Below are 21,882 nucleotides of genomic sequence, written 5' to 3'. Positions count from 1 at the left end.
TGACGGGGGAGTCTTGCGGTATTCAGCCTCTGGTGTAATCCTATCGGGATAACAGGGAGCTGAAGCGTGAGCCTAGTCGATCCGAACTGCGAATTGTGCCGCCAACCGGGCGGCACCCTCCTCTGGCAATCGCCGAACTGCCGTGTCATCCGTGTCGCCGATCCGGCCTACCCCGGTTTCTGCCGCGTCGTCTGGACGGCTCATGTGCGCGAGATGACCGACCTGACAGCCGCCGAGCGCGGCGAGTTGATGCAGGTCGTGTTCACGGTCGAGTCGGTCGTGCGCGCATTGTTCCAACCACATAAGATCAATCTGGCCAGCTTCGGCAATGTCGTGCCGCATCTGCACTGGCACATCATTCCCCGCTGGACCGACGATCGCTGCTTCCCGGAGCCGATCTGGGGCAAGCCGCAACGGGATGGCCAAATCCAACGTACCGAAGTCAGCGACGAAACGCTGGCCCAGGCACTGGTGGCCGCACTGGATAACCACTGACAAGGCAGGATGAGGATGAGCAACGATAACGTGCAAGCGCCGCTGGCCTTCGCCGACATGCAGTCGGGACTGGATTACCTGAATGCCCTGCCGCTGGCCAATCCTTTGGTTGCCCAGCAGAAACTGATGGCTTTCCTCGATGCCTTGCTGGCCAGTCCGCCCGATCCCGGTATCCTGCTGCGTTTGCTCGAACAGGCACGGGTACCGCTCAGTTTCGTCGAGGACGAAATGGCCCGGCGCTACCACAACCGCGCCCTGCCCCTCGGCGATGAGGAGGAAAATTACTTCCAGCAAGTGGTGGCTGCCTGGCGCAAGATGGAAAAGGCCTACGCGCTGTGCGCGCGCCTGGAGGAGCCCGATACCGAGAACCCGCAGTATTCCGTTCTGGTGGCGACTATCCTGCATCGCTGTCTGTACTACGCGGGCATGGTCATCCTCGAACATTATCGCGCCCGTCGCGAACTGCCGGCTGGCGCCTGGCTCGATCTGCATGGATATTACGAGACGGCGGAAGAATGGGGCGTGGCCTATACGCCAGTCGAGGACACGCTGGAGAATAACCTGCAGGCGACACACTGTAGCGCTGCCTACGCCACGGTATTGCTGGTCGATCTCGCCAGCCCCTACAGCAACAGCGTACGCGACCTTGGTCTGATCCGGCGTTGGGCCGGGATGTGGTCGCCGCTCGTCTCGGTGCACCGCCTCGATCAGGAATTCGAAGTTCCGGCCTACGTCGTCAACCTGATGAAGGATGCTCCGATGCACCCGGCAGCGGTAGCCGAGGAACCGGGCGACGACGCTCGTCGCCTTGACACCACGCGCCTGGCGCTACAGATCGACCACATGCTGTCGCAACTACGCCTGCGCATCACGGCAACCCAGCTCGGTTTGGGCGATGCGACTTCGGGGCAGGCCATGACCTTGCTTGGCCACCTGTCGCGGCCGTGGTCTCAATCGGCTTCGCCGCGTCGTTTCCGCCGTTTTGCCAGCAGCGGCAGTGCGCGCGTCGCGATTGGTTTCGATGCAATGCATTTCTGCGTGATTGGTAAAGAGTTTACCCAGCCGGATTCGGCCTCGGCGTATTCGCGCGGTGAGTACGATCAACTGTTCACCTTCCGTGAGCGTGTCGATCCCAATGTGTCGCTCAACATCAAGCCGCAGGTCAGTTTTCCGGTCGATGACTGGGAAGTGATCAACCATTCGGCCAATGGTTTCCGTCTCGGCCGCAGCTCGGCCGGGCAGCGTATCTCGCATGGTCAATTGATTGCCGTTTGTCCGCATGACGGAGAGCATTTCCTGCTGGCCCAGGTTTGCTGGCTGATGCAGGAACAACAGGGCGGCTTGATTGCCGGCATCGCTATGCTGCCGGGCATGCCCAAGGGGATCGGTGTACGGCCTTTGGCCAACGGAACGACGACGGCGGATCGCTTCATCCGCGCTTTCCTGTTACCGGGCGTCGCCGCGATCAAGGAAGAGGATTCGATCGTCCTGCCGGCCGGTATGTATCAAGCGAGCCGAATACTGGAAATTTTCACGGAAGAAGGCATCGCCCAATTGCGCATGAACCATGTGCTGCAACGCGGTTCCGATTTCGATCGAGTCAGCTACCAGCTGGTTTGATCCAGTTCGCGTCGGCTCAAGCTGGAGTGCGGTAAACTACCGGCCTTGTTGAGGAGGTTCACATGGCTGGTATCGAAGCAAATACCCCCATTCCTGTCGAAATCAAACTGCACCAGAAATCCCGGGTCCTGGAACTAGTCTATGAGGGGGGCGACTCCTATCGCCTCGATTTCGAATACCTGCGCGTCTATACGCCATCGGCCGAAGCCCGCGGCCATGGACCCGGTCAGGAAACCTTGCAGACCGGCAAACGCAACGTCGATCTGGTCGGCATCGAGCCGGTCGGAACCTATGCCTTGAAGCTGGTCTTTTCCGATGGCCACGACAGCGGCCTTTACTCCTGGGACATTCTGTACAACCTCGCTAAGCATCACGACGAACTGTGGCAGGAGTATCTGAATCAGCTCGAAAGCCAGGGACTCTCCCGCGATATCGATACCACCAGCCGCCCGAAGTCGGGCGGTAGCTGCGGCCACCACTGAGATCATGACCAAAGAAACTACCCACTTCGGCTACGAAACCGTTGCCGAGACCGAAAAGGCCCGGCGTGTCGCCGATGTGTTTGACTCCGTCGCCAGCCGTTACGACCTGATGAACGACTTGATGTCGGGCGGCCTGCATCGCCTGTGGAAGGCCTTCACCATCCAGCGCAGCGGCGTCCGCGAAGGCTCGCGCGTGCTCGATGTGGCGGGTGGCACTGGCGATCTGTCGCTGGCTTTCGCCAAGAAAGTTGGCAAGAGCGGACAGATCTGGCTCACCGACATCAACAACGCCATGCTGGCCCGTGGCCGCGATCGCTTGCTCGACAAGGGCTTCATGCTGCCGGTGGCGCAATGCGACGCCGAAAAGCTGCCCTTCCCCGACGACTGGTTCGATTGTGTGACCGTGGCCTTCGGCCTGCGCAACATGACCCACAAAGATGAAGCGATTGCCGAAATGCGCCGTGTGCTACGTCCCGGCGGCCGCTTGCTGGTGCTCGAGTTCTCGCAAGTCTGGAAGCCGCTGGCACCGGCTTATGATTTCTATTCCTTCCACGTCATCCCGCGTATCGGCAAATTGGTGACGAACGATTCGGATAGCTATCGCTATCTGTCGGAATCCATCCGCATGCACCCGGGCCAGGAAGAACTCAAGGGCATGATGGAGACGGCAGGCTTGGAGAATGTCGAGTACTTCAACCTCGCCCTCGGTGTGGTTGCCCTGCATCGCGGCTACAAGTTCTGAGAGCTTTTTGGCAATGTCGTTTTTCGGCTCGGCACTGATCAAGGCCTTGAATCATGTGGCCAGCCAGGAGCGCTGGGCCGCCGAAAGACTACGCCCCTTTGCCGGTGGGCAGGTGGCGGTATATTTCGGCGAATTCGAAGTTGGCATGGCGATCGACGGCACGGGGAAATTCACCGAGAGATCGAGCGAGCAGCCGCCCACTGTCAGCATCACGCTCCCCGCGGATACACCGGTGCTGGCCGTGAGCGATCCACAGCGGATACTTGGCAGCGCAAGAATCTCTGGCCAGGCCGATTTCGCCGAAGTCATCGGCTTCGTTTTCCGCAATCTGAAGTGGGACGCCGAGGCGGATCTCGCTGTGGTGTTCGGCGATATCGTGGCTCATCGGGCGCATAAATTCGGGACACATGCCGTTTCGCAAATACGCGAGAGCACGCGAAAAGCTGCCGGCAATATTGCCGAGTATCTGGGCGAAGAATCCGGGCTACTCGTTTCGGCAACCGAGATGGCCGATTTCTCGGCCAAGATGGCCGAACTGAACGATGCCTTGAGCCAATTGGAAAAACGGATCGCCAGGCTTTAGCGTCAAGCCCCGCTAACGGAAAATAAAAAAGGCAGCCGAAGCTGCCTTTTTGTTTGCCTGTGAAAGCTTAGTGCGTGTGCTTGCGCAGACGCTGGATGGTTTGCAGCTGGGCGATGGCTTGCGCCAGTTCGGCCTCGGCAGCAGCGTAGTCCATTTCGGCCTGGCGGTTGGCCAGAGCTTCTTCGGCACGCTTTTTGGCTTCCAGCGCTTTGGCTTCGTCCAGATCGTGGGCGCGGATGGCGGTGTCGGCCAACACGGTGATCATGTCGGGTTGCACCTCCAGCATGCCGCCGGAAACATAAACCAGTTCGAACTCGCTCTTGTCCTGCACCTTCAGACGAATGGTGCCGGGCTTGATGCGAGTCAGCAGCGGGGTATGTTTCGGCAGGATGCCAAGCTCCCCGGCTTCGCCGGGGAACACCGCGATTTCGACCAGGCCGGAGAAGATTGATTCTTCGGCGCTGACGACATCACAATGAACAGTCATAACCATTGCTGGCTCCTATGCGGACTCTGCATTACTGCAGGGTCTTGGCCTTTTCGATAACTTCCTCGATACCGCCGACCATGTAGAAGGCCTGTTCCGGCAGATGATCGTATTCGCCGGCGCAGATACCCTTGAAGCCCTTGATGGTTTCCTTGAGCGGAACGAACTTGCCCGGGGAACCGGTAAAGACTTCGGCAACGTGGAACGGCTGCGACAGGAAGCGCTGAATCTTACGAGCACGGGACACGGCCAGCTTGTCTTCCGGCGACAGTTCGTCCATACCCAGAATCGCGATGATGTCACGCAGTTCCTTGTAGCGCTGCAGGGTCATCTGCACGGCACGAGCGACCGAGTAATGCTCTTCACCAACGATCTGCGGATCGAGCTGGCGGGAGGTGGAGTCGAGCGGATCGACTGCCGGGTAGATACCCAGCGAGGCGATGTCACGCGAAAGCACGACCGTGGAGTCGAGGTGCAGGAAGGTGGTGGCAGGCGACGGGTCGGTCAAGTCATCGGCAGGCACGTAAACGGCTTGGATGGAGGTGATCGAGCCGACCTTGGTCGAGGTGATACGCTCTTGCAGACGGCCCATTTCTTCGGCCAGCGTCGGCTGGTAGCCCACGGCAGAAGGCATACGACCGAGCAGCGCGGACACTTCGGTACCGGCCAGGGTGTAACGGTAGATGTTGTCGACGAAGAACAGGATGTCACGACCGTCGTCACGGAAACGCTCGGCCATGGTCAGGCCGGTCAGCGCGACGCGCAGACGGTTGCCCGGCGGCTCGTTCATCTGACCGAACACCATCGCGACCTTGTCGAGAACGTTGGAGTCCTTCATTTCGTGATAGAAGTCGTTACCTTCACGGGTACGCTCACCCACGCCGGCAAACACGGACAGACCCGAGTGCTGCTTGGCGATGTTGTTGATGAGTTCCATCATGTTGACGGTCTTGCCGACGCCGGCGCCACCGAACAGACCGACCTTGCCGCCCTTGGCGAACGGGCAGATCAAGTCGATAACCTTGATGCCAGTTTCCAGCAGATCAACGGAGGAAGAGAGTTCGTCGAACTTCGGAGCCGGCTGGTGAATCACGCGCAGCTCGTTGGAATCGATCGGACCCGCTTCGTCGATCGGGCGACCCAGCACGTCCATGATGCGACCCAGGGTACCCATGCCGACCGGTACGGAAATACCGGCGCCGGTGTTGTTAACCTTCATGCCGCGACGCAGGCCATCGGAAGAACCCATGGCGATGGTACGGACCACGCCGTCACCCAACTGTTGCTGAACTTCGAAGGTCAGGCCGGTTTCAACCATGCCGTTTTCTTCGGAAGCGTCAAGCTTGAGTGCGTCGTAAACCTTCGGCATCGCGTCGCGCGGGAACTGGATGTCCACAACGGCGCCGATGCACTGAACGATTGAACCTTGACTCATATTCAAATCCCCAAAAATAAAATCTTCGCGCTTAGCGTCAGACGGCGGCAGCGCCGCTCACGATTTCCGAAAGTTCCTTCGTAATCGCGGCCTGACGGGCCTTGTTATAGACCAGCTTGAGTTCGCCGATGACGTTCTTGGCGTTGTCGGAAGCGGACTTCATGGCGACCATACGAGCGGACTGCTCGGAAGCCATGTTTTCGGCCACTGCCTGATAGATCAACGCTTCGACGTAACGAATCAGCAGGTCGTCGATAACGGCCTTGGCATCCGGTTCGTAGACGTAGTCCCAACCAGCTTGATGAGACGATTTGACGGTCTCGTCAGCAAGCGGGAGCAACTGTTCGAACACCGGTTCCTGCTTCATCGTGTTGATGAAGCGGGTGTAGCCAATGTACAGCGCGTCGATTTCGCCATTCATGTAGGCGTCGAGTTGGACCTTGACCGGACCGATCAGCTTTTCCAGATGCGGCGTATCGCCGAGTCCGACGACGTGCGACACCACTTTGGCGCCGGCACGCTGCATGAAGCCGAAACCCTTGTTGCCAATGCAAGTGGCCTGGAGGCCTTGTTTGGCGGCGTCGAATTCCTTCATCTTGCTCAACACAAGACGGAGGACGTTCGAGTTCAAGCCACCGCACAGACCCTTGTCCGAGGTCACCAGCACAACGCCAACCGATTTCGTCTCGCGCTTGTCGAGGAACGGATGCTTGTACTCGGTCAGAGCATTGGAGAGATTTGCAGCAACGCGCCGGATCTTTTCGCCGTAGGGACGAGCAGCACGCATCCGGTCCTGCGCCTTGCGCATTTTGGATGCGGCCACCATCTCCATGGCCTTGGTGATCTTGCGCGTATTCTCTACGCTCTTGATCTTGTTGCGAATTTCCTTGCCGCTAGGCATGGCGTTCTCCTAAGATCAGGCCCAGGTGCCCTTGAAAGCCTGGATACCGGCGGCGAGAGCCTTTTCGGTATCAGCGTTCAGGTCAGCGGTCGACTCCATGGTGTTCATGACGTCGGCGCAGTTGGCCTTCAGGTAGCTGATCATGGCCTTTTCGCATTCCAGCGCGCGCTTGACTTCGACGTCGTCGAAGTAGCCCTTGTCGGCTGCGTACAGGGTGACGGCCATTTCGGAGATGCTCATCGGGGAGTACTGCGGCTGCTTCATCAGCTCGGTCACCAGACGGCCACGCTCCAGCTGCTTGCGGGTTGCTTCGTCGAGATCGGAAGCAAACTGGGCAAACGCAGCGAGTTCGCGGTACTGGGCCAGGGCCAGACGAACACCACCACCGAGCTTCTTGATCAGCTTGGTCTGAGCGGCGCCACCGACGCGGGACACGGAGATACCGGCGTTGATCGCAGGACGGATACCAGCGTTGAAGAGGTCGGTTTCCAGGAAGATCTGACCGTCGGTGATGGAAATCACGTTGGTCGGAACGAAGGCGGAAACGTCACCAGCCTGGGTTTCGATGACCGGCAGAGCGGTCAGGGAGCCAGTCTTGCCCTTGATTTCACCGTTGGTCAGCTTCTCGACCCAGTCGGCGGAAACGCGAGCGGCGCGCTCCAACAGGCGGGAGTGGAGATAGAAGACGTCGCCCGGGTAAGCTTCACGGCCCGGCGGACGGCGCAACAGCAGGGAAACCTGACGGTAGCCCCAAGCTTGCTTGGTCAAGTCATCATAAATGATCAGAGCGTCTTCACCACGATCGCGGAAGTATTCACCCATCGTGCAGCCGGCGTACGGAGCCAGGTACTGCAGAGCGGCGGATTCCGAAGCGGAAGCGGCGACGACGATGGTGTATTCCATCGCGCCATGCTCTTCGAGCTTGCGAACGACGTTGGCAATGGTGGAAGCCTTCTGGCCAACAGCAACGTAGATACAGAAGAGGTTCTTGCCCTTCTGGTTGATGATGGCGTCGACGGCGACGGCGGTCTTGCCGGTCTGACGGTCGCCAATGATCAGCTCGCGCTGGCCACGACCGACCGGAACCATGGAGTCAACACACTTCAGGCCGGTTTGCACCGGCTGCGAAACAGACTGACGCCAGATAACGCCCGGTGCAACCTTTTCGATCTTGTCGGTCAGCTTGGCGTTAATCGGACCCTTGCCGTCGATCGGCTGGCCCAGCGAGTTAACGACGCGGCCGAGCAGTTCCGGGCCGACCGGCACTTCGAGAATGCGGCCAGTGGTCTTGACGGTGTCGCCTTCGGAGATGTGCTCGTATTCACCGAGAACCACAGCGCCGACGGAATCGCGTTCGAGGTTGAGTGCCATGCCGAAGGTGTTGCCCGGGAATTCGAGCATTTCACCTTGCATGACGTCCTGCAAGCCATGCACGCGGCAGATACCGTCGGTGACGGAAACCACGGTGCCCTGCGTACGCACTTCCGATGCGCCTTGCAGGTTCTGGATCTTGCTCTTGATCAGTTCAGAAATTTCGGAAGGATTCAACTGCATGAAATTCTCCTAGTTGTTCAGTGCCACGGCCATGGCATCGAGTTTGCCGCGGACTGAAGCATCCAGCACCTGGTCACCGACGGCGACACGCACACCACCGATCAGGCTCGGGTCGACTTCGACGCGAGCGGTCAGGCGGGTAGCGAAGCGGCCTTCCAGCTCTTTGAGCAGGGCGGCAACTTGCGTGTCGTCAATGGGGAATGCGGAATGCACCACCGCCTCCTTGACCCCTTCTTCCTGGCTCTTGGCCAGATCGAAAAGCCGGGAAATCTCCGGCAGGAGTGCGAGACGCCGGTTTTCAGCGAGGGTACGAACGAAGTTGCCGAGAACGGCGTCGTTGTCGTCGCACAGCGAGATAACGAGAGCGGCAACCTGCTCAGCGGAGAGCTGGGGATTGCCCATGACCGAAGCCATGTCCCCATTCTGGGCGATCAGCGCGAGCTTCTGCAGGCGCTGCGACCAGATGCCCTGGGCCCCGGTTTCCTTGGCCACGCGATAGATGGCCTCGGCGTAGGGGCGAGCGATGGTGACGGATTCAGCCATAAGCTTTACAGATCCTGTTTGATCGTAGCCAGAATGTCGGCATGTGCCTGGGCATTGATCTCGCGACGCAGAATCTTTTCTGCACCGGAAACGACCAGAGTCGCCACCTGTTCGCGCAATTGCTCCTTGGCGCGGACAGCTTCCTGTTCGATTTCAGCCTTGGCACCGGCAACGATGCGGTCGGCTTCGGCCTTGGCGTTAACCTTGGCTTCTTCGATCAGTTGAGCAGCGCGCTTTTCAGCATTGCCGATCAGTTCGGCGGCCTTTTCCTTGCCTTCACGGAGAGCTTCCGTGGAGCGCTTGGTGGCCAGTTCGAGATCCTGCTTGCCGCGTTCGGCAGCAGCCAGACCATCCGCGATCTTCTTCGCACGCTCGTCGAGCGCCTTCACAATGGGCGGCCACACGAATTGCATCGTGAACCACGCCAGAATGAAGAACACAACGAGCTGTGCAAACAGCGTTGCGTTCAGATTCACGGTCTATTCCTCTTCTAAAGGGTTGATGGGAAGAGGATCGATTAGACCAGCTTGAACGGGTTGGCGAAGGCGAACATCATGGCGATACCAACGCCAATCAGGAAGGCGGCGTCGATCAGACCGGCCAGCAGGAACATCTTGGTCTGCAGGGCGTTCATCAGTTCAGGTTGGCGGGCGGAAGCTTCGATGTACTTGCCACCCATCAGACCGATACCGATACAGGCACCGATAGCGCCCAGACCAATGATCAGGCCGGCAGCCAGAGCAACAAAACCGAGAACGTGTTCCATGACAACTCCTTGCTAAGGTTAAAGTAAGTAAAACAAAAATAAACTACAAAGAAACCGGGGTGCTACTTAGTTAGTGCGCTTCGTGAGCCTGACCGATGTAAACCAGGGTCAGCATCATGAAGATGAAAGCTTGCAGGGCAACGATCAGGATGTGGAAGATCGCCCAGATCGAACCAGCGATGACGTGGCCGGCGAACAGGAACACGCCGGTGGCGGTGCCCGCCCAGGCAGCGCCCATCAGCGCGATCAGCATGAAGACCAGTTCGCCAGCGTACATGTTGCCGAACAGTCGCATGCCGTGGGAAACGGTCTTGGCCAGGAATTCGATCATCTGCATGGCGAAGTTCACCGGGTAGAGCAGCGGGTGGCTACCGAACGGAGCGGTGAAGAGTTCGTGCATCCAGCCACCGAAGCCTTTGATCTTGATGTTGTAGTACAGGCAGACGAGGAGAACGCCGATCGACATACCCAGGGTGCCGTTCAGGTCGGCGGTCGGGACGATGCGCAGGTAGGCGTGGTGGTCGCCGGTGATGGCTTGCCAAATGTTCGGGAGGACGTCCAGCGGCAGGAAGTCCATCGAGTTCATCAGGAAAATCCAGACGAAAACGGTCAGGGCCAGCGGGCCAACGGCCTTGCGGGATTCAGCGCTATGCACGATACCCTTGGCTTGTTCGTTGACCATCTCGAGAACGATCTCGACGGCAGCCTGCATGCGACCGGGAACGCCCGAGGTCGCGCTCTTGGCGACACGCCACATGACGAACAGGCCAAGCACGCCCATGAGCAGCGAGAAGAACAGGGTGTCGACGTTCAGAACGCTGAAGTCGATGATGTCCTTCTGGGCATGACCGGTGGTGTTGAAATGGGTAAGGTGGTGAACGATGTATTCGCCGGCGGTCGGCGCGTTCGCTACTGCTTCGTGGCCTGCTTCGGTAGACATATCAGGGCTTCTTCCAAAACGCTAAAAAACCAGCATGTAGAACAACCGCAAGCCCAATCAACATGCTGGGCCAGTGCATCTCGGGATAACCCTTGATGGCGATTGCCAGAATTCCTATGGTGGCGCCGATCTTGAGGAATTCGCCGATGAAGAAGTTCGCCGCGTACGATGCGCCGGGGCGGTTATTCACCATCGACAGGCGGATGGCGAACAGTAGATTGGGCACGATGGCGGCCAATGCCGCAAACCCAACCGAAACAAGCCCCCGCATTCCTGCGATCATGCCGGCCCCGAGCGCTGTTATTACTGCTGCACCAAATTGCAGAAAAATTGCTTTGTACATGGTGCTTGCACTCGTCTACCGACTTGCCACACAGACTTAAATGATACAAGACCTGGGGTTTTAACGTCAATGAAAAATACGGGTTTTCCCGTAAGTCCCTTTTTGCGTCAACCAGTTAGCGCAGGCGCCCCAGGATTCCTTCGAGTTGGTCCAGATCGTTGAATTCGATGGTGATTTTGCCAGCGCCTTTCTTGTTGCTGCGAATAGCAACAGCAGCACCGATATTGTCGGAAAGTTCTTCCTGCAGGCGTAACAGATCGCGGTCGACCGGTGCCGGCGTAGCCCTTTTCGGTGGGTTGAGCAGATGCTGGGCGAGGCGCTCTGCCTCGCGTACCGACAGACCCTTTTGCACGATCTGTTGTGCAGCTGCGACTTGCTGACCACCGCTGAGCGGTAGCAGGGCGCGGGCATGGCCCATGTCGAGCTTACCGGTCATCAACAGTTCCTGAACCGCCGGACTCAGCTGCAAAAGACGTAACAGGTTGGAGGCGGCCGGACGCGAGCGGCCAACGGCATCCGCCGCCTGCTGGTGGGTCAGGCCGAATTCGTCGATCAGGCGCTGCAGACCCTGGGCTTCTTCCAGCGGGTTGAGGTTTTCGCGCTGGATGTTCTCGATCAGTGCCATGGCCAGCGCCTGTTCGTCGGGGATGCTGCGTACCAGTACCGGGACTTCGCTCAGGCCGGCCAGTTGGGCTGCACGCCAGCGGCGCTCACCGGCGACTATTTCATAACGCTCGGCGCCGGGTGTGGCATCAACAGCGCGAACCAGGATCGGTTGCATGATGCCCTGGGCCTTGATCGATGCGGCCAATTCGGCGAGCGAGGCCTCGTCCATCTGGGTTCGTGGCTGGTATTTGCCCGGACGCAGGCGTTCGACCGGCAGATTGCGTTGTTCGTCGCCCTGTGGTTTGTCGCTACCGGAAAGCAGCGCATCCAGGCCGCGGCCGAGTCCTTTCATCTTGATCATTGAGCGGCCCTTTCGAGGATTTCCTTGGCGAGCGAGACATAGGCCTGCGCGCCCTTCGAGTTCTTGTCAAAAGCGATGACCGGCTTGCCGTAGGACGGTGCCTCGGCCAGACGGACGTTGCGCGGCACGATGGTGCTGTAGACCTTGCCGCCGAAGTGGCTTTCCAGTTCGTTCGACACCTGCTGCGTCAGCGTGCTCTGCGGGTTGTACATGGTGCGCAACAAACCTTCGATTTCCAGTCGGGGATTGAGGTGATGACGCACCTTGCGCAGCGTTTCAACGAGGTCGGACAGACCTTCCAGCGCGTAGTACTCGCACTGCATTGGAATGAGTACTGAATCCGCGGCCACCAGACCATTGACGGTCAGCATGTTGAGGGCGGGCGGGCAGTCGATCAGCACGAAATCGTACTGCTCGCGGTTGGCGTGCAGCGCGTTCTTCAAGCGGTATTCGCGTTGGTCGAGTTCGATCAGTTCGACCTCGGCACCGGCGAGTTCGCGGTTGGCCGGCAGCACATCGAATGCGAAGGCGGTGTTAAGGCAGACCTCGGTCAGAGTCGCCGCGCCGATCAGCAGCTGGTACACCGTCGGCAAGGCCTCTTTCTTGGTGATGCCGGCGCCGGTGGTGGCATTGCCCTGCGGGTCCATGTCGATGAGCAGGACGCGCTTGCCTTCGGCGGCGAGCGAGGCGGCGAGATTGACGGCCGTCGTCGTTTTGCCGACGCCGCCTTTCTGGTTGGTGATGGCGAGTACTTTCATGAGCCCGCTTTCATGATGATCAAATGTCGTTCGGCGTCGACGCCAGGTACGGTGAGCGGAATGATAGCCTCAACCGAGATGTCGGCGGGCAAGGAAGCGATCTCGTCGTCGGGACGGACTCCCTTCATGGCCAGCCAGCGCCCGCCGGGCGCGAGAAGGTGGCGCGTCAGTTCGACGAACAGACCGAGTTCGGAGAAGGCGCGCGACGAAATCTGTGCGTACTGGCCGCTCATTTTTTCGACTCTGGCGTGGTACACCGCAGCATTCGTCAATCCCAACTCGATGACGGCCTGTTGCAGGAAGGTCGTCTTCTTCTGCACCGTATCGACCATGGATACCGATAGTTCCGGTCGGGCGATGGCGAGCGGGATGGCCGGCAGGCCGCCGCCGCTGCCGACATCGAGCAGTGCGCCGTCACCGACGTGCGGAAGGATGGCCAGCGAATCGAGCAGATGGAGCGGAATCGCCTGTTCCGGATCGCGCAGCGCGGTCAGGTTGTAGGTCTTGTTCCACTTGAGCAGCAGGTCGCGGAAGGCCAGCAGCTTTTTTTGGGCGTCGTCCGGCAGGTCGATAGCGAGTTCGGCGAGGCCGGCAGCAAGGGTAATTGTGCTCATGCCGCCTTCGAGAGATTGAAGCGCTTCAGGTGAATGAGCAACAGCGAGATGGCGGCCGGTGTGATGCCCTGAATGCGTGAGGCCTGGCCGATGGTCTGCGGCTTGTGCAGCGTCAACTTTTGTTTGACCTCGTTGGAAAGGCCGGCGACTGTCGCGTAATCGAGATCGGCCGGCAAAGCCATGTTTTCGTAGCTGGCGGCCCTGGCGACTTCTTCGGCCTGGCGGTCGATGTAGCCTTGGTACTTGGCCGAGATTTCGAGTTGCTCGACCACCAGAGGGTCGCCCTGTGCTTCGCCAGCGCCAGGCAACGTCATCAGTGCCGGATAGCTGACTTCGGGGCGGCGCAGCAGTTCGAACAGGTTGTATTCGTGCTCGATGGCCTTGCCCAGGACGCGGACGCAGTCCTCGGCGGGCGTGATCTTCGGGTTGATCCAGGTGGATTTTAGGCGTTCCTGCTCGGCGGCGATGGCGTCGCGTTTGCGGCAGAAGGCATCCCAGCGGGCATCGTCGACCAGACCGAGTTCGCGGCCTTGCTCGGTCAGGCGCAGGTCGGCGTTGTCCTCGCGCAGGCTCAGGCGGTATTCGGCGCGGCTGGTGAACATCCGGTAGGGATCGGAAACGCCGCGCGTGATGAGGTCGTCGACCAGCACGCCGAGATAGGCCTCGTTGCGCTTCGGGCACCAGCCGGCCTGGCCGCGCACATAGCGCACGGCGTTGATGCCGGCGAGCAGGCCTTGCGCAGCAGCTTCTTCGTAGCCGGTCGTGCCGTTGATCTGGCCGGCAAAGAAGAGCCCGTTGATGGCCTTGGTTTCCAGCGTGTCCTTGAGGCCGCGTGGATCGTAGAAGTCGTATTCGATGGCGTAGCCGGGACGCAGGATATGTACGTTCTCCATGCCACGAATCGAGCGCACCAGGGCCAGTTGGATGTCGAAGGGCAGGCTGGTGGACACACCGTTCGGGTAGATCTCGTGCGTCGTCAGGCCTTCCGGCTCAAGGAAGACGTTGTGCTGATTCTTGTCGGCGAAGCGGTGGATCTTGTCCTCGATCGACGGGCAGTAGCGTGGGCCGACGCCTTCGATGACGCCGGTGTACATCGGCGAGCGGTCCAGTCCGCTGCGGATGATATCGTGCGTTCGTTCGTTGGTTTCAGTGATCCAGCACGGCAACTGCTTCGGGTGCTGCGCGGCGTTGCCGAGGAAGGAGAAGACTGGCAGCGGATCGTCCGAGTGCTGCTCTTCCATGACCGAGAAGTCGATGGTCTTGCCATCGAGGCGCGGCGGCGTGCCGGTCTTCAGGCGACCCTGCGGCAGGTTCAGCTCCTTGAGGCGCGCCGCCAGCGACACCGAGGGTGGGTCGCCCATGCGCCCGCCGGTATAGTTCTCCAGACCGACGTGGATCTTGCCGTTGAGGAAAGTGCCGGCGGTCAGAACCACGGCCTCGGCCATGAAGCGGATGCCCAGTTGCGTGACGGCACCGCAGACCTTGTCGCCTTCGACGATCAGGTCGTCGCAAGCCTGGGCGAAGATGGTCAGGTTGGGCTGGTTTTCCAGGCGCATACGAATCGCCTGCTTGTACAGCACGCGGTCGGCCTGGGCGCGCGTTGCGCGGACGGCCGGACCTTTCGAGGCGTTGAGGATGCGGAACTGGATGCCGGCCTCATCGGTGGCGGCTGCCATCGCGCCGCCCAGCGCATCGACTTCGCGCACCAAATGCCCCTTGCCAATGCCGCCGATGGAGGGGTTGCAGCTCATTGCCCCGAGCGTGTCGAGGTTGTGCGTCAGCAACAGCGTGTTCGCACCCGCCCGCGCCGCGGCGAGCGCAGCTTCGGTGCCGGCGTGGCCGCCACCGACGACGATGACATCGAAACGGGTGGGATATAGCATGGAAAGGGCGTGTTGCAGTGCAGTATCGGGAGGCGGATTTTACGTCAGGTCGCTGAAAAATCGAAGTTTTTCCGGAATGGCTTGCCGTTCATCAGGAACTCAAGTAAGTTCTAAAAATGAGTTCTTCTCAAACAATGAGCACCACAGCCCTCGACAACGAGGAAATGCTGTTGGTTTTGCAGCAGTCGCTGACCAAAAAGCGGGTTCTGATCGTCGATCGTCACCCGCCGGCGCGGGATTCTTTGCGACTGATGCTCGGCGCTCTTGGTGTGACCGCGGTGCATGGCGCCGGTAATTCGGCCGAAGTGATCCGCCAGGTCAAAGGCAATCGCTTCGACATCATTCTGTCCGACTTCGTGCTGGACGATGGGCGAGACGGGCAACAACTGCTGGAGGAACTGCGCCACGCTCACCTGATACCGCTGTCGACGGTATATCTGATCATCACCAGCGAGCGTAGCTACACCAACGTTGTCGCGCTGGCCGAATTGGCGCCGGACGATTACCTGATCAAGCCGTTTACCGCCGAGCAATTGCAGGCACGGTTGATCAAGGCCATCTACAAGAAGCATGTGCTGCGCAAGATTTACGAACAGATCGAACGCGGCTCGCTACCGGAGGCGATTGCCGCCTGCGACCGAGTGATCCAGCAACAACCGGCCTACATGTACGACGCGCTGCGCTTCAAGGGCGAGTTATTGCACCAGTTGGGCAGGACGGCTGAGGCGGAAGAGGTGTTCCGTCGTGTTCTGGAAGGGCGAGTCGTGCCGTGGGCCAAGATGGGTCTGGCCATTGCCTTGCGCGACCGCGGTGCCCTCGATGAGGCGGAAAGACTGGCCGAACAGGTGACCGAAGAGGCGCCGGAATTTCTCTCGGCATACGATTTCCTGGCTTCGGTGCACGAGGCGCAGGATCGCCTGGAGGATGCGCAGCAGGTTCTGCAGCGGGCGGCCGATGCCTCACCACACAACACGATTCGGCAACGCCTGGTCGGCGACGTGGCGACACGGACGGGGGATCTGCTTGCCGCAGAAAAAGCCTATGGGCGAGTCATTGATCGGAGCAAGGGTTCAAGCCTGCGGACGGTCGATGATTTCGCCAATCTTTCGCGTGTACTGGTTGACCGCGGCAATGTCGAGGCCTCGCGCAAGGTGGCGAGCGAGATGAAGCGGGAACTGCGTGGCGACAAGCAGGCCGAGGTCGCTGCACTGGTCGTGGAAAGCCTTTGTCTGACGGCGGAAGGCACCCCGGAGAAGGCGCAGACGCTGGTCGAACAGGCCTTGGCCTTGCAGGACCAGGCCGAGGAGCAGGCGCAAACGCGGGGCCGACATGCCTCACAACGACTGGCCATCGATCTGGCGCATGCTTGTTATGCGACAGGCAAGGGCGACGAGGCGCAAAAAATTCTTCGCCAGGTGGCCGCAGAGAACAACGAAGACCCGCATCTGCTCGACCATATCAACAGCGTCTTCGAGAAAACCGGCCAATCGGATGCCGGCAAGGCGCTGCTCGCCCAGGTCAATCGCCAGATCGTTGACCTGAACAACCAGGGCGTCATGGCGGCGCGCAACGGCGACATCGAGGGTTCGGTGAAGCTGCTGATCCAGGCTGCCGAGCAGGTGCCCAATCTGCAGTTCCTGGTCAACGCGGCGAAGGCGATCTACACGCTGATGGACCAGAAGGGCTGGGATGCCGAACTGGCCGCTAAGGCGCGCAATTATCTGGAGCGCGCCCAGCGCAAGGATCGCAAGAGCCCGAAGGTGGCTTCGGCCAGAGCGCTGTACATGGCGGTGGCGCACAAGTACGGCATCTCGAGCGAAGCCGAAGAGCAGAAATAAACGGCGCTTCCCGCCTCAGTGCTTGTGGCCGAGACCGAGGTAGGCCTCGATCACGCGCGGGTCGGCAGCCAGTTCCTGGCTGGGGCCGGCCAGGGTGATCTCGCCGGTTTCCAGCACATAGCCGTAGTCGGCGATCTGCAGCGCGGCGCGGGCGTTCTGCTCGACGAGCAGGATGGCGACGCCGGTCTGCTTGAGTTCGCCGATGATGCGGAAAATTTCCTTGATGATCAGCGGGGCGAGGCCCAGGCTCGGCTCGTCGAGCATCAGCAGCTTGGGCTTGGCCATCAGGGCGCGGCCCATGGCCAGCATCTGGCGCTCACCGCCGGACAGGGTGCCGGCCAGCTGGCTGCGTCGTTCTTCGAGGCGCGGGAAGAGCTCGAATACCTCGTCCATTGTTTCCATGTGGTCGCGATGGCCGGTGCGGTAGCGGTCGAAGGCGCCGAGCATCAGGTTGTCCTCGACGCTCATTTCGGCGAACAGTTCGCGCTTTTCCGGGACCAGCGTCATGCCCTGGCGGACGAGTACTTCGACTTCGCGGTCACGGCCCTGCCGGTGGCCAAGGTAGGCGATGTCGCCGTGGGCCGGCAACAGGCCCATCAGGGCCGACAGCAACGTGGTCTTGCCGGCGCCGTTGGGGCCGATGACGGTGACGATTTCGCCGCGTCGGATGGTCAGGTCGACGCCATGCAGGGCTTCCACCTTACCGTAGCTGACGGTGAGATTCTTGACGTCGAGGATGACCTCGTGCTCGTGCAGATGCGGATGCTTGCTCATCATTCGACTCCCCCGAGGTAGGCTTCGAGTACCTTCGGGTCGTTCTGTATTTCCTCGGGCAGGCCTTCGGCGAGTTTTTCACCGAACTCCATGACGACGATGCGATCGGCCAGGCCCATCACGAAGTCCATGTCGTGTTCGACCAACAGGATGCCCATGCCTTCGGCGCGTAGCTTGCGCAGCAGTTCGGCCAGGGCCTGCTTTTCCTTGAAGCGCAGGCCGGCGGCCGGTTCGTCGAGCAATAGCAGGCAGGGATCGGAGCACAGGGCGCGGGCGATCTCGACGATGCGCTGCTGGCCGAGCGCCAGGCTGCCGGCCGGGTCAAACATGTGCTCGGCCAGGCCGACGCGCTCAATCTGGCGGGCGGCTTCGGCGAGCAACCGGTTTTCTTCGGTGCGATCTAGGCGCAAGGCGGCAGCGATGACACCCTTGTCGCCGCGCAGGTGGGCACCGATGGCGACGTTTTCCAGTACCGTCATCTGACCGAGCAGGCGAACGTGCTGGAAGGTACGGCTCATGCCCTGGCGGGCGAGATCGCGGGCGGCCAGGCCGGCCGTCGATTGGCCGAGGAATTCGATGTGGCCGCTGGATGCCGGATTAACCGCCGAGATGCAGTTGAACATCGTGCTCTTGCCGGCGCCGTTGGGGCCGATCAAGGCCATGATCTCGCCGGCTTTCACGCTCAACGCCATGTTGTTGTTGGCGACCAGGCCGCCAAAACGCTTGGTGACTTCGCGCGCATCGAGCAGCAGGGTGCCTGCTGCGGTGCACTGCCGTTTTTCGAGATTTTCCGCGGGCAGCAGTTGGCGCTGGGCCTGGCTGCCGGGAACGAAGCGCAGCACGACGGGCCACAAGCCGGCGCGGGCGCGCTGCAGGATCAGCACCATGGCGATGCCGAAGACGATGACCTCGAAATTGCCGCTCTGGCCGAGCAGCTCAGGCAGGATGTCCTGCAGCCATTGCTTCAGGACGGTGACCAGGCCGGCGCCGAGGACGGCGCCCCAGACGTGGCCAATGCCGCCGACCACCGCCATGAACAGGAATTCGATGCCCTGGGTCAGCGAGAACGGCGTCGGATTGACGAAACGCTGCAGGTGGGCATAGAGCCAGCCGGAGATGCTGGCCAGCAGTGCGGCGATCAGGAAGATGACGATCTTGGTGCGTGCGGTATCGACCCCCATCGCTTCGGCCATCACGGCACCGCCCTTGAGCGCGCGGATGGCACGGCCGACGCGTGAATCGAGCAGGTTGCGCAGGCCGAGGATGGCCAGTAGCAGGATCAACCAGATCAGGTAGAAGAACTGGTTGCCACTCTTCAGTTCCAGACCGAACAGCGAAACGGCGGGAATCCCGGTGATGCCGGTATGGCCGCCGAGGAATTCGACGTTGCCGAACAGGAAGTAGAGACTCATGCCCCAGGCGATGGTCGCCAGCGGCAAGTAGTGGCCGCCCATGCGCAGCGTGATGAAGCCGAGCGACAAGGCAACCACGGCGGTGATGGCCAGGCCGATGAACAGGGTCAACCAGGGCGAAACACCATGGACGGTGGTCAGCCAGGCTGTCGTATAGGCGCCAAGCCCGACGAAAGCCGCTTGGCCGAATGAGGTCAGGCCGCCGACGCCGGTCAGCAGGACGAGGCCGACGGCGACGATGGCGTAGAGACCGATGTAGTTCAGCAAGGTGACCGAGAATTCGGGCAGTACCCAGGGGGCGATGGCCAGTACGCCAATCAGCGCCAACAACGGCAGGTGGCGCGGCAGGCGCTTGCTGCCCGAACGGCTGGCTTCGCTAGCGGCCTCGTCGCCCTTCTCTTCCTCTTCCTCGATGTGGTGCGTTGTCAGCGAGCGCCACAACAACACCGGCAGGATCAGCGTGAAGACGATGACTTCCTTGAAGGCGCTGGCGTAGAAGGATGAGTAGGATTCGAGCAGGCCGACCAGCACGGCGCCGAGCGCGGCGACCGGGTAGGAGGCCAGGCCGCCGATGATGGCGCCGACGAAGCCCTTGAGACCGATCAGGAAACCGGAGTCGTAATAGATGGTGGTGATGGGGGCGATCAGCACGCCAGAGAAGGCGCCAATTGCGGCGGCGAGGGTGAAACACAGCTTGCCGGCGAGGGTCGGCGGAATGCCCATCAGGCGTGCACCGGTGCGGTTCATCGCGGTGGCGCGCAGTGCCTTGCCATAAACGGTACGCTCGAAGAAGAAATACATGCCGATGATCAGCACGGCGGAAGCGACGACGACCAGGATGGTTTGCCCCTGTAGCGGCGCGCCGCCCAATTCGAAACTGATGTCGGTGAAAGCCGGCGTGCGAGAACCTTCGGCGCCGAAGAAAAGCAGGCCAAGGCCGATCATGGCCAGATGCACGGCCACCGAAACGATCAGCAGGACGAGAACCGAGGCGTTGGCCAGCGGTTGGTAGGCGATGCGATAGACCATCGGGCCCATCGGAATGACCAGGGCCAGCGCGATGCCGATCTGCGCCCATAGCGGCAATTGGGTTGGCGGCAGGGCAAACAATCCGGCAGCAGCCAGCAGCGGCGCGCCGATATTGAAGATCAGCAGTGGCGGCAGTTTGGCGTAACGGCGTTCGCGCAACAGGTGGGTGCCTTCCAGAACACTGACGGCGCAGCCCAGGGCCAGCAACAGCCAGACCGTACCCGGAACGTGGCCGGCTTGCAGCGAGGCGAGGGTCAGTGCGCCGAAGGCAACGAATTCGCCTTGCGGAATGAAGATGATGCGGGTGACGGCGAAAACCAGTACCAGCGCGAGAGCGAGCAAGGCATAGATGGCGCCGTTGGTGATGCCGTCCTGGCCGAGGAAAAGAAGAATCTGGAGGTCCATGCGACCGAACTTGTCTTGGGGGGGAATCAATGCACCGCCGTAGTCGCGGTGCGCGGCACCGGAAGCCGCCTTGGCGGCTCCCGGGATCAGCCGAGGCTTACTTCAGCAGCTTCCAGCCGCCGTTTTCGATGGTGACCATGACGCGGGCGCGTTGATCGTAGCCCTGGTGGTCGTCGGCCGAGAGGTTGAAGATGCCGTGTGCAGCCGGCAGATTCTTGGTGTTCTCGATAGCGTCGCGCAGGGCGCGGCGGAACTCGACGGTGCCCGGCTGGCCTTTCTTCAGGGCAACCGGAATGGCGCTCTGCAGCAGGACGCCGGCATCCCAGGCGTGGCCGCCGAAGGAGCTGACGCTACCCTTGCCATGCGCGGCTTCGTATTTGGAAACGTATTCCAGCGCCGACTTCTTGACCGGGTTGTCGTTCGGCAACTGGGCCGCGACGACCATCGGACCGACTGGCAGGAAGGCGCCTTCGACATCCTTGCCACCAACGCGCAGGAAGTCGTTGTTGGCGACACCGTGCGTCTGGTAGATCAGGCCCTTGAAGCCCTTTTCCTTCAGGGTCTTCTGCGGCAGAACGGCCGGCGTACCGGCGCCGCCGATCAGGACGGCATCGGGCTTTGCAGCGAGAATCTTCAGGATCTGGCCGGTGACCGAGGTGTCGTTGCGCTGGTAGCGCTCGTTGGCGACGATCTTCAGCTTGCGTGCTTCGGCGATCTTGGCGAATTCCTTGTACCAGCCGTCGCCATAGGCATCGGCGAAACCGATGAAGGCGACACTCTGCACGTTCTTGTCGGTCATGTGCTGAACGATGGCAGTGGCCATGTGGGCATCGTTCTGGGCGGTCTTGAAGACCCACTTGCGCTTGGCGTCCATCGGTTCGACGACGATGGCGGAACCGGCCATGGAAATCAGCGGTGTTTCGTTGTCCACCGCAACATCCATCATGGCCAGCGAACTGGGCGTTGTCGAGGAGCCGACGACGACGTCGACCTTGTGCTCGCTGATCAGCTTCTTGATGTTCTTGGTCGCGTTGGTCGGGTCGGTACCATCGTCGAGGACGATGTAGTTGACCTTCTGCCCGCCGATGCTGGTTGGCAGAAGGGCAAAGGTGTTCTTCTCGGGAATCCCGAGCGAAGCCGCCGGGCCGGTAGCAGCCACCGAAACACCGACGTTGATGTCGGCCAGAGCCGCCGTCGAAACGGCAGCGAGTACAGCCAGGGTCAGCTTCTTGAACATGTCGTTTGTCCCCAGAACAAAAGGATGAATTTTACCATGTGAAAACTTTCCCATATCCACGTCGGTGTCAGGGT

General features: G+C 60.7%; 22 protein-coding genes and 1 pseudogene. 6 read left to right on the top strand and 17 right to left on the bottom strand.

What is annotated here, in order from left to right:
- The first annotated feature begins 66 nt into the window (after positions 1-66).
- The 5 genes from WIF35_RS11435 (at position 67) to WIF35_RS11415 (ending at position 3,922) form a co-directional block, all read left to right on the top strand.
- Positions 67-495, top strand: coding sequence for an HIT family protein (locus tag WIF35_RS11435; protein WP_412478340.1), 429 nt, complete (start codon positions 67-69; stop codon positions 493-495).
- A gap of 15 nt (positions 496-510) precedes the next feature.
- On the top strand, positions 511-2,115 hold the full coding sequence (locus tag WIF35_RS11430; RefSeq protein ID WP_412478339.1) for a hypothetical protein: 1,605 nt from the start codon (positions 511-513) through the stop codon (positions 2,113-2,115).
- Positions 2,116-2,177: 62 nt separating this feature from the next.
- Positions 2,178-2,597, top strand: coding sequence for a gamma-butyrobetaine hydroxylase-like domain-containing protein (locus WIF35_RS11425; protein WP_412478338.1), 420 nt, complete (start codon positions 2,178-2,180; stop codon positions 2,595-2,597).
- Positions 2,598-2,601: 4 nt separating this feature from the next.
- Entirely contained in the window at positions 2,602-3,339 is a 738-nt protein-coding gene (gene ubiE / locus WIF35_RS11420) for a bifunctional demethylmenaquinone methyltransferase/2-methoxy-6-polyprenyl-1,4-benzoquinol methylase UbiE (RefSeq protein ID WP_412478337.1), read from the top strand.
- 13 nt (positions 3,340-3,352) lie between these two features.
- Positions 3,353-3,922: an SCP2 domain-containing protein gene (locus WIF35_RS11415; protein WP_412478336.1), complete on the top strand. Its 570-nt coding sequence runs from the start codon at positions 3,353-3,355 to the stop codon at positions 3,920-3,922.
- A 67-nt stretch (positions 3,923-3,989) separates the two neighbouring features.
- Here WIF35_RS11415 and WIF35_RS11410 read toward each other — a convergent pair whose 3' ends face one another.
- The 13 genes from WIF35_RS11410 to mnmG form a co-directional block, all read right to left on the bottom strand.
- On the bottom strand, positions 3,990-4,415 hold the full coding sequence (locus WIF35_RS11410; protein ID WP_412478335.1) for a F0F1 ATP synthase subunit epsilon: 426 nt from the start codon (positions 4,413-4,415) through the stop codon (positions 3,990-3,992).
- Between the two features lie 25 nt (positions 4,416-4,440).
- Complete coding sequence (gene atpD, locus WIF35_RS11405) at positions 4,441-5,844, bottom strand: F0F1 ATP synthase subunit beta (RefSeq protein ID WP_412478334.1); 1,404 nt, start codon at positions 5,842-5,844, stop codon at positions 4,441-4,443.
- Between the two features lie 37 nt (positions 5,845-5,881).
- Positions 5,882-6,745, bottom strand: coding sequence for a F0F1 ATP synthase subunit gamma (atpG, locus tag WIF35_RS11400; protein ID WP_412478333.1), 864 nt, complete (start codon positions 6,743-6,745; stop codon positions 5,882-5,884).
- Between the two features lie 15 nt (positions 6,746-6,760).
- Positions 6,761-8,299, bottom strand: a complete 1,539-nt coding sequence (gene atpA / locus WIF35_RS11395; RefSeq protein WP_412478332.1) for a F0F1 ATP synthase subunit alpha — start codon at positions 8,297-8,299, stop codon at positions 6,761-6,763.
- 9 nt (positions 8,300-8,308) lie between these two features.
- Complete coding sequence (locus WIF35_RS11390) at positions 8,309-8,842, bottom strand: F0F1 ATP synthase subunit delta (protein WP_412478331.1); 534 nt, start codon at positions 8,840-8,842, stop codon at positions 8,309-8,311.
- 5 nt (positions 8,843-8,847) lie between these two features.
- Positions 8,848-9,318: a F0F1 ATP synthase subunit B gene (locus tag WIF35_RS11385; RefSeq protein ID WP_027457099.1), complete on the bottom strand. Its 471-nt coding sequence runs from the start codon at positions 9,316-9,318 to the stop codon at positions 8,848-8,850.
- A 41-nt stretch (positions 9,319-9,359) separates the two neighbouring features.
- A complete protein-coding gene (gene atpE, locus WIF35_RS11380) occupies positions 9,360-9,608 on the bottom strand; it encodes a F0F1 ATP synthase subunit C (protein WP_027457100.1) in 249 nt (82 codons plus the stop codon).
- Between the two features lie 70 nt (positions 9,609-9,678).
- Complete coding sequence (atpB, locus tag WIF35_RS11375) at positions 9,679-10,548, bottom strand: F0F1 ATP synthase subunit A (protein ID WP_412478330.1); 870 nt, start codon at positions 10,546-10,548, stop codon at positions 9,679-9,681.
- A gap of 1 nt (position 10,549) precedes the next feature.
- Complete coding sequence (locus WIF35_RS11370) at positions 10,550-10,891, bottom strand: ATP synthase subunit I (RefSeq protein WP_412478329.1); 342 nt, start codon at positions 10,889-10,891, stop codon at positions 10,550-10,552.
- Positions 10,892-11,006: 115 nt separating this feature from the next.
- Positions 11,007-11,858, bottom strand: coding sequence for a ParB/RepB/Spo0J family partition protein (locus WIF35_RS11365; RefSeq protein WP_412478328.1), 852 nt, complete (start codon positions 11,856-11,858; stop codon positions 11,007-11,009).
- Positions 11,855-12,616, bottom strand: a complete 762-nt coding sequence (locus WIF35_RS11360) for a ParA family protein (protein WP_412478327.1) — start codon at positions 12,614-12,616, stop codon at positions 11,855-11,857. The genes WIF35_RS11365 and WIF35_RS11360 overlap by 4 nt, the downstream gene beginning before the upstream one ends.
- Positions 12,613-13,230, bottom strand: a complete 618-nt coding sequence (gene rsmG / locus WIF35_RS11355; RefSeq protein ID WP_412478326.1) for a 16S rRNA (guanine(527)-N(7))-methyltransferase RsmG — start codon at positions 13,228-13,230, stop codon at positions 12,613-12,615. Before rsmG ends, WIF35_RS11360 begins: the two co-directional genes overlap by 4 nt.
- Positions 13,227-15,113 carry a tRNA uridine-5-carboxymethylaminomethyl(34) synthesis enzyme MnmG gene (gene mnmG, locus WIF35_RS11350; RefSeq protein ID WP_412478325.1) on the bottom strand — a complete coding sequence of 629 codons (1,887 nt, stop codon included), beginning with the start codon at positions 15,111-15,113 and terminating at the stop codon, positions 13,227-13,229. The genes rsmG and mnmG overlap by 4 nt, the downstream gene beginning before the upstream one ends.
- Positions 15,114-15,247: 134 nt before the next feature.
- On the opposite strand from mnmG, the gene WIF35_RS11345 reads away from it, so the two are divergent.
- Positions 15,248-16,951: a response regulator gene (locus WIF35_RS11345; protein ID WP_412478324.1), complete on the top strand. Its 1,704-nt coding sequence runs from the start codon at positions 15,248-15,250 to the stop codon at positions 16,949-16,951.
- Between the two features lie 15 nt (positions 16,952-16,966).
- On the opposite strand, the gene WIF35_RS11340 is transcribed toward WIF35_RS11345, so the two are convergent.
- The 4 genes and pseudogenes from WIF35_RS11340 to WIF35_RS11325 all read right to left on the bottom strand — a co-directional run bounded on the left by WIF35_RS11340 (position 16,967) and on the right by WIF35_RS11325 (position 21,808).
- On the bottom strand, positions 16,967-17,725 hold the full coding sequence (locus WIF35_RS11340) for an ABC transporter ATP-binding protein (RefSeq protein WP_412478323.1): 759 nt from the start codon (positions 17,723-17,725) through the stop codon (positions 16,967-16,969).
- On the bottom strand, positions 17,725-19,485 hold the full coding sequence (locus WIF35_RS11335; RefSeq protein ID WP_412481243.1) for an ABC transporter permease subunit: 1,761 nt from the start codon (positions 19,483-19,485) through the stop codon (positions 17,725-17,727). Before WIF35_RS11335 ends, WIF35_RS11340 begins: the two co-directional genes overlap by 1 nt.
- 51 nt (positions 19,486-19,536) lie before the next feature.
- Positions 19,537-20,571: pseudogene (locus tag WIF35_RS11330) on the bottom strand (branched-chain amino acid ABC transporter permease); the annotation flags it as partial.
- 97 nt (positions 20,572-20,668) lie between these two features.
- Positions 20,669-21,808, bottom strand: coding sequence for an ABC transporter substrate-binding protein (locus WIF35_RS11325; RefSeq protein WP_412478322.1), 1,140 nt, complete (start codon positions 21,806-21,808; stop codon positions 20,669-20,671).
- Between the last annotated feature and the right edge of the window lie 74 nt (positions 21,809-21,882).

The organism is Azonexus sp. IMCC34839, assembly GCF_047047955.1.
In the GTDB taxonomy this organism is placed as follows: Bacteria; Pseudomonadota; Gammaproteobacteria; order Burkholderiales; family Rhodocyclaceae; genus Azonexus.
The sequence above is the reverse complement of the archived record's forward strand: the minus strand, read 5'-3'. Positions and strand labels throughout refer to the sequence as shown.